This window comes from Collinsella sp. TM09-10AT (assembly GCF_003436275.1).
Taxonomy (GTDB): domain Bacteria; phylum Actinomycetota; class Coriobacteriia; order Coriobacteriales; family Coriobacteriaceae; genus Collinsella.
Window position 1 is genome coordinate 1 of sequence record NZ_QSOP01000020.1, and the last position, 13,004, is coordinate 13,004.

Genomic DNA, 13,004 nt, shown 5'->3' on the forward strand with positions numbered 1-13,004 from the left:
CGGGTGGTTTAAAGCTGGGCGCTGCGCGGCCAGCAGACTAAAGTCTTGAAAAAACAAAAGCGCGGCCCAAAAGGCCGCGCACCATCTTTAATTCAGATCTATGTTGCCCGTAACGGCAGCGCCGAGGCAACGCAGGCCCGAGGGCGGCCTTCCTTTCCGGCGCATTCCGCAGGACGAAAGAACCTCCGCCGCACGTAGTGCGCAGCGGAGGTTCTTTCATGTCCGAGGACGCGCCGGAAAGGAAGGCCGCCCTCGGGCCGGACAGGTAAGTCAGCTTACGCGACGGTGTAAACCCAGTTGTGCTTATCTTCAACAGCACCAGACTGGATACCAGTCAGGGTCTCGCGAAGCTTCTTCATCACAGGGCCGATCTCGGTGTAGCCAGCCGGGAAGGTCACGGTCTCGTCGGCGCCGTAAACCTTGTTGTCGATCTCGCCGACCGGGGAGATAACGGCAGCGGTGCCGCACAGGCCGCACTCGACAAAGGTACCGGCCTTGACCTCGGCCCACTCGACGGGACGCTGGTCGACGGTAATGCCCAGGTCCTGAGCAACCTGAACGAGCGAACGACGGGTGATAGAGGGCAGGATGGAGTCGGTGTGCGACTGCGGAACGACGAGGGTGCCGTCCTCCTTCACGAACAGCACGTTGGCGCCGCCGGTCTCCTCGACATAGGTGCGGGACTCGGAGTCGAGATACAGGTTCTCGGCATAACCCTCGCGATGGGCCTCCATCGTGGGTTTAAGGGACATGGCGTAGTTCAGGCCGGCCTTGATGTTACCGGTGCCGTGCGGTGCAGCGCGGTCATACTCGGAAACGCGCAGCTTGACGGGCTTGAGGCCACCCTTAAAGTACGGACCGACCGGGGTCACGAGAATGCGGAACGTGTACTCAGGAGCGGGAGCCACGCCGATCACGTCACCGGAGCCGATCATAAACGGACGCACGTACAGGGTCGCGCCGGAACCGAAGGGCGGAACCCAGGCGGCGTTGGCAGAAACGACCTGCTTGACGGCCTCGACAAACTTGTCCTTGGGGAACGGGGGCATCTCGAGGCGCTGGGCAGAGTTATACATACGCTCAGCGTTCATGTCGGGACGGAAGCAGACGATGCTGCCGTCCTCGGCGGTGTAGGCCTTCAGGCCCTCAAAGACCTCCTGGCAGTAATGGAAGATGCCGCCGCACTCGGAAACATGCAGGGTGTGGTCGGTGGTCAGGCCGCCCTCGTCCCACTCGCCATCCTTCCAATGAGCCTCGTAGCTGTAATCGGTTTTCATGTAGCCAAAGCCGAGGCTACCCCAATCGATATCCTTCTTCTCGACAGTCATATGTCGCTCCTTACATACACAGTTGCATACTCGCGAACCCGCACGCAAAGACCGAAGCCGACCGCGTCGCAACGTCGCACGCCCGGAGCGTAGAGCCGGACGGGACACGCGAACGGCATCAAAGCCGATGGCACGTCGATTCGCATGCACGAGATTGTACTCCCCGTACGCGTCTGATAAAACGCTTTTCTTTAACTAAGTAAAGTATTTTCATTTGACCGAAGCAGAAAGGCCCGCCACCGTAAAGGGTGACGGGCCTCAACGGCACGGTTTGCGCGCTGGCTCGAGCTACGCGTTCTTTTTGCCCAGCTTAGCCTTAACCAGACCGACCACGGTCGGGATGATCGACACGGCGACGATGCCGATAATCAGCAGCTCAAAGTGCTCCTGCACAAAGGGAATGCCGCCAAAGAAGTAGCCCAACAGCGTAAAGACCGTCGACCAGGTAATGCCGCCCAGCACGTTAAAGATGACAAAGTTGCGCCAGTGCATGCCGCCCATGCCGGCGATGAAAGGCACAAAGGTGCGGATAAACGGGAAGAAGCGACCCAGGAAGATGGCCAGGTGGCCCCACTTGTCCAGGAAGTCCTCGGACTTTTTGATTCGCTCGGGCGTCATGGCCTTGACCTTACCCGAAGCGATGATCTTTTTGCCAAAGAAGTGACCGATCATAAAGTTGCACTGATCACCCAAAATGGCAGCCGTCCATGCGACGGCCAGCAGAGCCACGATGTTAAAGCCGCCGTTGTGGGCAAAGAAACCCGAGGCAAACAGCAGCGAGTCGCCGGGAAGGAACGGGAAGAACACCACGCCCGTCTCGATAAAGATGATCAGGAACACGCAGCCGTAGGCCATAAGCGGGCCAGCGGCGATCCAGCTGGCGATCGCGGTGCGCGGATCCTTAAGCAGCTCGGCGATAAAATTGATGAAACCCATGAAGTAAAACCTCTCAGTTGTGGGCGCGGATACGTCCAAGTTGACCAGTATACGGTTGTGACGCGGCAACGCACACGACCTTACAAAAGCGTGACTTCATTACCAGCAAGTTTGCATAATTGACACCTGTCGCGCAAAGCCGAGCAAGATTGCTCTTCCTAATCCCTAGCGAATCGCTATACTTTATTGAATTGCATTGTCGCGGCGCTAAGGGAGGGCGGCCGGTGAGCTTTATCAATACCATTCGCGAGGACATCAAGACCGTCCAGGCACAGGACCCCGCCGCGCAAAACGGCCTAGTCATCTTCCTTTCTTACCCCGGCCTGCACGCCAAGTGGAACCACGTGCCCGAGCACTGGCTGTGGGAACATGGACATCGCTCGCTCGCCCGCGTGCTCTCGCAAATCACCCGCCATATCACTGGCGTCGAGATTCATCCTGCCGCACAGATCGGCAAGCATTTCTTTATCGACCACGCCATGGGCGTTGTCATCGGCGAAACCGCCATTGTGGGCGACAACTGCGTGCTCTATCAGGGCGTCACACTTGGCGGCACCGGCAACGAGACCGGCAAGCGCCACCCCACCCTGGGCAACAACGTCACCGTGGGCACAGGCGCCAAGGTGCTCGGCAACATTCGCATTGGCAACAACGTCAAAATCGGCGGCAACTCGGTCGTCGTCAAGGACGTACCCGACAACTGCACCGTCGTGGGCGTGCCGGGCCGCGTCATCAAGCGCAACGGCTGCCGCGTATTCGAGGAAAGCTTCGACGCCAAGCAGCACCGCGAATACATGCCCGACGATGCCGCCGAGCAGAGTGCCCTCAACCGCCAGGGCATCACCGAGAATGCCCGCCGCGTCAAGGAACTCGAGCGAGAGGTGGCCGAGCTCAAGGCCCTCGTCGCCAAGCTCATGGACGAACGTTAGGAACGCAAGCGGCACAAAACAATATCGGCACCGACGCAAAAGGCGCGCCAGGGAATCAATCCCCGGCGCGCCATTCCTTTTGATGTGACATGCGGGACTGTCCCTTTGTCACATTATGCGAACTGACTCAGATAGAGGTCGGCGTAAGCACCCTCGGCAGCCAGCAGTTCCTTATGCGTGCCTTGCTCGATAATGTTGCCGTGGTCCATGACCAAGATCAGGTCGGCGTCCACGATCGTCGACAGGCGATGCGCGATCACAAAGCTCGTGCGCCCGCGCATGAGCGCGTCCATGGCGCGGCCGATAGCAAGCTCGGTGCGCGTGTCCACACTTGAGGTCGCCTCGTCCAGGATGAGAATCGCCGGGTTGTTGAGCAGCACGCGTGCGATGGTCAGCAGCTGACGCTGGCCCTGGCTGATGCTTTCGGCATCGTTGGCTACGCGCGTGTCGTAGCCCTGAGGCATGGTGCGCACAAAGAAGTCGACCTGGGCGGCGCGAGCGGCCGCAACAATCTCCTCGCGCGTTGCCTCGGGGCAGCCGTAGGCGATGTTCTCGGCAATCGTGCCGTCGAACAGCCAGGCGTCCTGTAGCACCATGCCAAACTGCTGTCGCAGCTCGCCGCGATCCATGCGGCTCGTATCCACGCCGTCGAGCGTAATACGCCCGCCGTCAATCTCGTAGAAGCGCATGAGCAGGTTGATGAGCGTCGTCTTGCCTGCGCCCGTGGTTCCCACCACGGCAATCTTCTGGCCCGGCTCGGCGGTAAACGACACGTCGCGCATGAGCGGCTTGTCGGGCGCATAGCCAAAGCGCACGTGCTCAAAAGCGACGCGGCCCTCAATGCGACCCGGCAGCTTGGCGGCCTCGTCCGGCAGCGGATCGGCCTCTATCTCGGGCTCATCAAGCAGGTCGAAAACGCGCTCCGCACTCGCCAGCGCGCTCTGCAGCGAGTTAAAAGTGAACGACAGCTGCGTCATGGGTTCGGACGCCTCGTAGATAAACTGGAAGAACGCCTGGAACACGCCGACGGTCATGTGACCGGCGACCAGCATGCTGCAGCCCACGAGCGCAATCACAATCTGCGCCAGGCGACCAATAAAGCGAACCGCGGGTCCGACGGCGTTGATCATAAAGTCGGCCTTGGTGCTCACGCGCGCCAGCTCGCCCGAGGCCTCGTGCACCTCGGCAGAGCTCTGGTGCTCGCGGTTGAATGCGCGAATCACCAAACGGCCCGAATAGCCTTCCTCGACCGCGCTCGTGATTTTGGACACCCACTCCTGACGCTCGCCCGTCACATCATGCGTACGGCGCGAAACCACCTTGGTCACCAGCAGCGACAACGCCGTAAAGAACAAAAAGACGAGCGTAAGCGGCACGCTAAACACGAACATCACGCCCACGGCGCCCACCACGGTGCCGATCGACACAAGCAGCTGCAGCAATCCGCGCTGCATGCTCTCGGACATCTTGTCCAAGTCGTTGGTCGCACGGCTGACGACCTCACCGGGACGATGCGCGTCAAAGAAGGCAAGCGGCAGACGGTTGAGCTTTTGTGCGATGCGGTTGCGTAGACGCAGGTTGAGGCGTTCGGCCACGCTCGACATCAAAAAGCTCTGGAGCGCATAGAACAAGGCAGCGGCAGTCCAGATCATAAAGTAGACGAAGATGGTCTTGCCGCAGTTCTCCCAGGTGATGTTGAAGGTGGTTCCGTTGGCAAACGCCACCTGAATGTGGCCCCACAGCTCATCGATCACGCGGGCGCTATATGTCGGTGCAGCGGTGTTAAAGATAACATAGAACACAATGCTCGCAAACACGATGTAGAAGCGCCAATGGTCGCCGACGGCCTCGCTCCACAGGCGGCGCACCGTCGCCCAGGTATCCCGGGGCGTCTCGCCCTCTTCTTCGTCGTCCACGTCGCGCATACGCTCTGCCTCGGCGCGGGCACGCTCGTCCTCGGCACGCTCGTTTTCCTCGTAGAGCGCTTGGCGGCGAGCCTCGCGCTCGACTGCAGCCTTGGCGGCGTCATCCAGCTCGGTCGACGTGACAGCCGTTTCCTCGACCAGCCCCGCGGCAACGGCGTCATCAACGCCGCCCTGCTTCTCGAGCTCCTCGGTCATGCTACTCACCTCCCTTCATCTGCGATTCCGCGATGGCGCGGTACACCTCGCAGGTTTCCATAAGCTCGCCATGCGTGCCCAGGCCCACGACCTCGCCATCCTTGAGCACGACAATCTGGTCGGCGTGCAGAATCGTCGAGATGCGCTGCGCGATGATGAGCACCGCGGCGTCGCGCGTCTCGTCCTGCAGCGCATGGCGCAGGGCCGCATCGGTCTTAAAGTCCAGGGCCGAAAAACTATCGTCGAAGATATACAGATCGGCATGCTTCATGAGCGCACGGGCGATGGCCAGACGTTGGCGCTGGCCGCCCGAAAAGTTCGTACCGCCCTGCACCACCGGGGTATCGAGCCCCTGCGGCTGATCGAGCACAAAGGTGCTCTGGGCAACCTGCAGCGCATGAAGCATGTCCGCCTCGGTCGCGTCTTCGTTGCCAAAGCGCAGGTTGCTTGCCACGGTGCCCGAGAACAGCCACGCCTTCTGTGGCACGTAGGCGATGCGCCCGCGAATCTCACCTTGCGAAAGCTCGCGCAAATCGACGCCGCTCAAGCGAATGGCACCCTTCGTGGCATCGTGGAAGCGCAACAGAAGCTTTGCCACCGTCGACTTGCCCGAGCCCGTCGAGCCCACAATCGCTGTCGTCTGACCACGACGACAGGTAAAGTTCAGATCGCACAGCGTGTCCTCGTCGGCGTCGTCAAAGCGAAACGACATATGATCGAACACGGCAACCGCATCAGCCCCGTCCTTTGAGTCGGACGCGGCCGCATCAAGCGTACGCTGGCCATCGACGATGCTCGGCTCAATCTCCAGCACTTGCTGTGCACGGCTTAGACATGCCGCGGCGCGTGGCAGCGTTAGCACCACCATCTGCGCCATCATCACAAAGAACAGGATCAGAAGCGCGTACTCCAGCACCGCCGAGATGCTCGCGATCTGCATGGCGTGGGCGCCCACGCGGTTGCCGCCAACCCACAGCACCGCTACCTCGGCGATGTTCATCAAAAAGAAGCTTGAGCTGTCGAGGCCCACAAACAGGTGGTTGACTTTGATGGCGTTGGCGGCGTAGTCGCTGAACACCTCGTCCAGGCGCCGCTCCTCGTGACGCTCCTTGTTAAACGCACGGATGACGCGCACGCCCACGATGTTTTCGCGCAGCACCACGTTCATGCGGTCGATAAAGCTCTGCAAGCGCATAAAGATCGGAGCCGCGTTGGCAACCGTAAAGACCGCCGCCACCAGCACAATCGCAACCACGACGCCCAGAAGCGTGCCCATGGCAGGATCGATAAACCAGGCGAAGATGATGCCCGCCACAGCCAAAAACGGCACGGGCAGCACCAGCTGAATCGTCTGCAGAATCGCCTGCTGAATCACGTTGATGTCGTTGAGCGAGCGCGTGATCATCGATCCGGTGCCAAAGCGCTCAAAGTCGCTGGCCGCGAGCTCGAGCGACTTGTCGTACACGGCATTGCGGATATCGCAGGCCACGTTGGCGGCCAAGCGCGCCGAAAGATAGCAGCCCAGCACCGCGCCGCCGCTGGCCATGCCGGTCGCGATAAGCATGTAGAGGCCATTGCGCAAAATGTAGTCGACATCACCCGTGGTGATACCGGTGTTGACCATGTTCGCCAGCATCGTGGGAACCAACAGCGTGCCGACGTTATCAACCAGCAGCACCAGCAGCGTCACTGCGATAAGCCCTCGATAGGGCTTCAGAAACCTCATTAACAGTCGCACGACTCCCCCTCACCTTGATTCTCGGCTTGGCTCTCGGCAGCGATATGCTGCTTAAATGCCTCGCACTCCTCACCGAGCACCTGAGAGAATTTTCCGATCAAGCGCATAATCTCGCGCTGCTCACACGGCTCAAGCGCGCCAAAGGCTCGCTGCTCGGCCTTGAGTGCCGGCAGCGCATAACGCTCGGCAAATCGCCTGCCCTCTTCGGTCAGGCTCACAACCTTGTTCTTACGACTGCCTTCGGCAAACTCCAACGTTGCGAAGCCCCGCGCCGTCAAGGTTTTAATGGCCGAGTTGATGGTCTGCTTGCTGTAGAACCATTCGCTTGTCAGACGGCTTACGGCAATACTGCCGCCCGCCGTGCTGGTATCGACGAGCATCCAGTAAGCGCAGTCCGAAAGGCCGCAGGCGCGCGAGAACTCCGAATAGATATGGTCGAGTCCATTGAGCAACCGGTCGAAGTCGACCAGCGTAACCGCACTATTCATCTATCCCACCATTCGATTGTCCGATTTTTGACCAATTTATGTCTCTAGATTAGTCCGAGTTTTGACTATCGTCAACAGTCGCTCTGCAAATGTTTGCACTTTATGGCCTATCGGCAGAAAAAGACCGCCGGCGCGGGGGCAGCGCCAGCGGTCACGTGAAAATCGGGTTTTATTGCCTGTTAAGCGGCGACGGCCTCATAGACCGTAGCGCCCGAGAAGCTATCATGCAGGCTCTTGCCGGCAATCCACGGCAGCTCGACGACCTCGCAGACCGTGTTGACCAGCTCGGAGCAGTCAGTAAAGTGGCCCTTATCGTTGAGGGCCTCGCAATCCTGAACACGCCAATATCCATCGGTGTGTGTGATGTAGTACTCGTGATCGTTGATCGACACGAAAGCGCGCGTCTTGGAACGCAGCAGCTTCAGAAATCCTTCGAAATCGGTCTCGATGACATCTCCAGCCTGGAACATGATGTTACCTCCTGGCCCGGCGCCACCACGGCGCATTGATAAACGTTGGTACTCCTTTAGTAAAACCTTTATCAGAGGTTATGCGTTCGTCATTTAGGCAAGTGGTAAAAAACCGCAGGGTAGACGGGATAAAACGTTTAACCATCCCATTTGTTTGTCACATTCTGAAGGTACTTTTATGCAAACCTACTTTCCCAATTGGAATCTATCCTTTTGGCCGGGCAATTGACCGTCTATCGTTTGAGCCCGGCGGGTATGAACGGGACATCTGCAACGCCACCGCAAGGAGACACCATGGAGACTATCGAAGCGCTCATTCACCGCCGCAGCTGCCGCAACTACAGCGATCGTCCCGTCGAGGCCGAAAAGCTTGCACGTATTATCGAAGCCGGCCAATATGCACCGAGCGGCATGGGGCGCCAGCCGGTGACGTTTGTCGCCGTCACCGACCCCACGACCGTCAAGCGTCTCTCGCAGCTCAACGCCCAGGTCATGGGCAGCAACGGCGACCCCTTCTATGGCGCCAAGACCGTTGTGGTGGTGCTGGTTGACCGCAGCGTGCCCACACATCTGGAAGACGGCTCGCTCGCCATGGGCAACTTGCTCAACGCCGCCTATGCACTGGGTGTCGATTCGTGCTGGATTCACCGCGCACATGAGGTCTTCGACTCGCCCGAAGGCTTGGAACTGCTGGCAAGCTGGGGCCTGCCCGCCGACGGCAGCCTGCGCGGTGTCGGTCACTGCATTCTGGGCTATGCCGAGGACACGCTACCCGAGCCCAAACCCCGCCGCGACAACGTGCTGTATGTAAAGTAATTAGTTCCGCCGTTCTAACGAACGGCGGACCCGCTCGCAACTTATCTTGCCGGTGGAGTTGTCGTCGTTTCGTTCGTTTGAGTCGTTTCGGCGCCGTCGCCCTGTTCGTCCTCGTCCTTTTGCGCATCGGCGATAGTGGAAGCTGCCGCAACGATTCCGCGCTGGGGCGCGACGCCCGTCTGGACCTGTGCGCCCTCGACAACTTCTATGCCTGCATGTGCGAGCTCGGGCGATTTAAACATTGCGTCCAAGTTGGCGCCGCCGCCGGCGTAGCCAAGCGCAGCGAGTGCGATGATGATTGCTGCAACGACAGCCACGATCGGCACGTAGCGATGCCAGCCGGCGGGATTGAGCCCGCTGCGACGAGCCGCCCCGCGGCTGATGTAACCGAGCGTTCCGTCGTGCTTGAGCTTTGAGCCCACCACGCGCTTGCGGCCCCACAGCGACGACTCGGCCTGCATGGCCAAGCGAGCGCTTGCCGAAGGATAGCCATATTTAGTGCGCTTGAACGAGCCATCAAACCCCGAGGCGTGTTTGCCCCACGTCACCGATGTCGTGCGTCGGTTAACCGGCGCGGCACTCCGCCTTCTGCGGCTCGGTTTTGAAGTCTCAGCCATATGCCCTCGCACGCCGTAACCAAATCGAAACAATAACGCTTTGGACTGTAGCACACGCGTCGCGCGCGGTCACGGGCGCCTCGCTCAACGGTCATCGTCCTTCAGCAAGCGCCACAGCGTTGTACGGCTTATGCCCAGCACCTCCGCCGCACGGGTTCGGTTGCCGTGTAGATGATCTACAACCAGATGCGCGATATCTCGCTCGGTATCGGCCAGCGGTCGCAGGATATACAGGTCACTTTCGAGTGTCGGGGCGCCAAAGGTTGCGGTCTTAATCACGTCCTCTTGGGCGAGCACTTCCTCCGCCACAGCGCGGTCCACCGCGCCCGCCCCCACCAATATATACAGTCGTTCCGAGACCTCGCGGAGCTGCAGATAATTGCGCGGCCAGCGGTAAGCATCGAGCGTCTTCGTCGCCGCGGCGGACAGCGTGGGCGCTGCCGTCCCAAATGCATCAGCGAGATATTCCAAATAGCGCGCAACCTTTGTCGACGCGGCTCCTTGCTCGGCAATCGCCGGCGCCACGCTCACCGCACAGGCGAAGCGCTCGGTCACAAAGGCGGCTTGATCACTTTCGCCGCCGCCCGGCATGTCATTCGCTGTCAGCACCACATGGCAGCGCGTCGCCAACGCGGTGTCAGCCATCGTGGAAACGAGCTCGCGGAGGCGCTGGGGGCCAACCGCGTTCCAGCCCTCAATGCAAAGGGTCAGCCCCGTTTGGAACAGCGGCGATTCGGAGCTTTTGAGCACATGGCGCCAGCCCCGATCGGTGAGCTCATCGAGCGCGACGGAAACAAAGGGTTGATCGGCAAAAGGACCGTCCAGATAGAGGCGCTTGGCGATCTCGACCTGACCCGCGCCCAGCTCGCCCTCGAGCATAAGGGGCACGCCGCGCGCATAGCTCTCGGCCACCGGTGCAGCTACCGCAGCGGCACCCTCAACGACGCCGTACGCGCTCGATTCGTAGCGGGCCTCAACTTCGTCGGCGTTGAGCCACTCGATGCCCGCATGCGCCGCGGCACCGCGCACCTCGCGGACCACAACGACCCAAAGCCTCCCGCCCTCTTTGTCGGTGGGGCGAACGGTCAGGCTCAGGCGCGCACCCGCACGTCCCATAACCAGACGCGCGCCGTCTCCTATACGGTCGAGGCGCTCAGCGACAAAAGCCGCCACATCCCGCTCAAGCGCCGCGTCATTCATGGTCGAAATCGCGACGTCCCCACGCACATCGATTGCCAATGCCGAGGCCCCGGCAGCAGCCAGGGCCTCGGTCAAGATGTTCAGCTTGGCATCGCTATCCATAATTTGCCCCTGTCCGCGGCGACGTGCAGCCGCCGACGGTCGCACGACCGAGTGTTTCAAAATTGAACGATATTGCTCACCAAACACTATAGGGCAGAAAGCGCCGTCCTGCGAGTATAGGTGTTGCCCCGCATCGCCATCCTGGCGGGGCGATAAGAGCTCTTCGGGACTTATAAACCTGCGGACAAGCCATACCCGCAAGAGCTCCTATCGCTCCACCGTGAGAATGCGCTCACCGGCACGCAGCACGCAAATAAGCTACTTCTCTACCAGATTCCCAGCACGTGCTGCATCCCCAAACTCATGCACGCAATGCCAATCCAGCAGCAAAAGCCCAGCGCGATGGGCTTGCCGCCCTTTTTGACCAGCTCGACGATATCGGTATTAAAACCAATAGCCGCCATGGCCATCACAATAAAGAACTTCGAAAGCTCCTTGATGGGCGCCGTAAAGGGCGCGGGAAGCTGAAGCACCGTGGTGATTACGCTCGCCAGCACAAAGAACAGCACAAACATGGGAAACGCGCGTTTAAGGGAGAACGTGCTTTTGGCGTCGCCGCCGGCCTTGCGCGCCAGATGCATCTGCCAGCATGCGAGAACCAGCGTGATGGGGATAATGGCCAGCGTTCTGGTGAGCTTGACCACCGTGGCGCTCTCGAGCACATTGGCGCCGGGATGCATGCTGTCCCAGGCGCTCGCCGCAGCCGTTACGGACGAGGTGTCGTTGATGGCGGTGCCGGCAAACAGGCCAAAGCCCTCGTCTGTCAGCCCGAGCATACCGCCGAGCGTCGGAAACACGAGCGCCGCGATAACGTTAAACAGGAAGATGACCGAAATGGCCTGGGCAATCTCGCGATCGTCGGCATCGATGACGGGCGCGGTCGCGGCGATGGCAGAACCGCCGCAAATCGACGAGCCCACACCCACAAGCGTCGCGATCTTACTCGGCACGTTCATAACGCGGCAGAGCACAAAGGCAATGACAAGCGAAGTCGAGATTGTCGCCACGATAATCGGCAGCGACTGGGCGCCCTTGGACAGAATCTGCGAGAGGTTCATGCCAAAGCCAAGCAGGATTACCGCGTACTGCAAGACTTTTTTAGACGTATAGGTGACGCCGGCGGCGAGCTGTTCGCGACGATTCTTGGGAAAGACGAGCGCCAGGACCATGCCAAAGAGGATGGCGAATACCGGACCGCCGACCACCTCAATTTGTTTGCCGAGCAACGTCGCGGGAATGGCGATGATCAGGCAGAACAAAACGCCTTTCCAGCGCTCGCGTACGATATTTGCCAGTTGCATATGGGATTCCTTCTTTCTATTTCACGTTTGCGACGGCTTATGATACGGCAACATTGAGCGCAGCCTTGCGCAAACACAGACTAAGATGCCGCAATAGTTCTCAGGCAACAGCCGAATTACCCACCGCGGAGAGCTGATTCGCGGCATAATTAACAACTGACATATGAGTTTGATAGAACAGTTGCGAGGCGCTATGGAAGAATCGATGCACGTCGGCGAGCAGGAAACGAGCCTACAGGACCAGTCCTACCACACCATTCGACGCAAAATCGTCTACCTGGACTACAAGCCGGGCGAAAAGCTGGGCGTCAAGCAACTTTGCGACGACCTGGATATGGGGCGCACGCCCGTGCGCGAGGCTTTGGTTCGCTTGGCGCAGGAAGGCCTGGTGCGCACCGTGCCCCAGAGCGGCACCTACGTCTCACCCATCAACCTCACCCTTGCCGAGAGTGCCTGCTACATCCGCGAACATCTGGAAAAGCAGGTGATTGTGGAGTGCTGTGCGCGAGCCACGTCGGCCGGCATCGAGCAGCTCGACCGCGCCATCGTGCTGCAGGAAAAGGCCATGGCCGAAGAGGATCGCATCGGCTTCTTTTTGAGCGACAACCTCATGCATCACATGATTTTTAGCATCGCATGTCGCAGCACCGTTTGGTCGTGGCTCGAAGAGACCAATGCCGACCTGGAGCGCTTCCGCTGGCTGCGCGCCGCCACGCAGGTTCTCGACAATCAGGACATCGTGAACGAGCACAAGCAGATTCGCCGCGCTATCGCCGGTCGCGACCCCATCGAAGCGAGCTTTTTGGTCAGCAAGCACCTGCACATGATGTTCCGCAACCAAACCGAGGTTCTGGACCAGTTCCCCGAGTACTTCGAGACCAGTAAGCTCCGCTAACCTGCCAAAAAGGGACAGGTTTATTTTGGCAGGTTTTATCTGGGCAAATGCAACAAGGCCCGGC

The 13,004-nt window shown here is 59.9% G+C and carries 12 protein-coding genes; 3 read left to right on the forward strand and 9 right to left on the reverse strand.

What is annotated here, in order from left to right:
* Positions 1-275: 275 nt before the first annotated feature.
* Positions 276-1,328 (reverse strand): branched-chain amino acid aminotransferase, encoded by a 1,053-nt coding sequence (locus DXD77_RS08220; protein WP_117582948.1) that lies wholly within the window; start codon positions 1,326-1,328, stop codon positions 276-278.
* Positions 1,329-1,616: 288 nt separating this feature from the next.
* Positions 1,617-2,264, reverse strand: coding sequence for a DedA family protein (locus DXD77_RS08225; RefSeq protein ID WP_117648380.1), 648 nt, complete (start codon positions 2,262-2,264; stop codon positions 1,617-1,619).
* Between the two features lie 224 nt (positions 2,265-2,488).
* Between DXD77_RS08225 and cysE the strand changes: the two genes are divergently transcribed.
* Positions 2,489-3,193 carry a serine O-acetyltransferase gene (gene cysE / locus DXD77_RS08230; protein WP_117648381.1) on the forward strand — a complete coding sequence of 235 codons (705 nt, stop codon included), beginning with the start codon at positions 2,489-2,491 and terminating at the stop codon, positions 3,191-3,193.
* 113 nt (positions 3,194-3,306) lie between these two features.
* Here cysE and DXD77_RS08235 read toward each other — a convergent pair whose 3' ends face one another.
* The 4 genes from DXD77_RS08235 to DXD77_RS08250 form a co-directional block, all read right to left on the reverse strand.
* Entirely contained in the window at positions 3,307-5,313 is a 2,007-nt protein-coding gene (locus tag DXD77_RS08235; RefSeq protein ID WP_199409022.1) for an ABC transporter ATP-binding protein, read from the reverse strand.
* A 1-nt stretch (position 5,314) separates the two neighbouring features.
* A complete protein-coding gene (locus DXD77_RS08240; protein WP_117648382.1) occupies positions 5,315-7,039 on the reverse strand; it encodes an ABC transporter ATP-binding protein in 1,725 nt (574 codons plus the stop codon).
* A complete protein-coding gene (locus tag DXD77_RS08245) occupies positions 7,039-7,539 on the reverse strand; it encodes a MarR family winged helix-turn-helix transcriptional regulator (RefSeq protein WP_117648383.1) in 501 nt (166 codons plus the stop codon). The genes DXD77_RS08240 and DXD77_RS08245 overlap by 1 nt, the downstream gene beginning before the upstream one ends.
* Positions 7,540-7,718: 179 nt before the next feature.
* Positions 7,719-8,009, reverse strand: coding sequence for a CDP-alcohol phosphatidyltransferase (locus tag DXD77_RS08250; RefSeq protein ID WP_199409023.1), 291 nt, complete (start codon positions 8,007-8,009; stop codon positions 7,719-7,721).
* Between the two features lie 294 nt (positions 8,010-8,303).
* Between DXD77_RS08250 and DXD77_RS08255 the strand changes: the two genes are divergently transcribed.
* Positions 8,304-8,825, forward strand: coding sequence for a nitroreductase family protein (locus tag DXD77_RS08255; protein ID WP_117648384.1), 522 nt, complete (start codon positions 8,304-8,306; stop codon positions 8,823-8,825).
* 41 nt (positions 8,826-8,866) lie between these two features.
* Here DXD77_RS08255 and DXD77_RS08260 read toward each other — a convergent pair whose 3' ends face one another.
* The 3 genes from DXD77_RS08260 to DXD77_RS08270 form a co-directional block, all read right to left on the reverse strand.
* The gene (locus tag DXD77_RS08260; RefSeq protein WP_117648385.1) at positions 8,867-9,373 is read right to left on the reverse strand and encodes a hypothetical protein; all 507 of its coding nucleotides are present in this window, start codon (positions 9,371-9,373) and stop codon (positions 8,867-8,869) included.
* Positions 9,374-9,526: 153 nt separating this feature from the next.
* Complete coding sequence (locus tag DXD77_RS08265; RefSeq protein ID WP_117648386.1) at positions 9,527-10,744, reverse strand: helix-turn-helix domain-containing protein; 1,218 nt, start codon at positions 10,742-10,744, stop codon at positions 9,527-9,529.
* 266 nt (positions 10,745-11,010) lie between these two features.
* A complete protein-coding gene (locus DXD77_RS08270) occupies positions 11,011-12,045 on the reverse strand; it encodes a YeiH family protein (protein WP_117648387.1) in 1,035 nt (344 codons plus the stop codon).
* Positions 12,046-12,208: 163 nt separating this feature from the next.
* On the opposite strand from DXD77_RS08270, the gene DXD77_RS08275 reads away from it, so the two are divergent.
* On the forward strand, positions 12,209-12,940 hold the full coding sequence (locus DXD77_RS08275; RefSeq protein ID WP_006235626.1) for a GntR family transcriptional regulator: 732 nt from the start codon (positions 12,209-12,211) through the stop codon (positions 12,938-12,940).
* Positions 12,941-13,004: the final 64 nt, after the last annotated feature.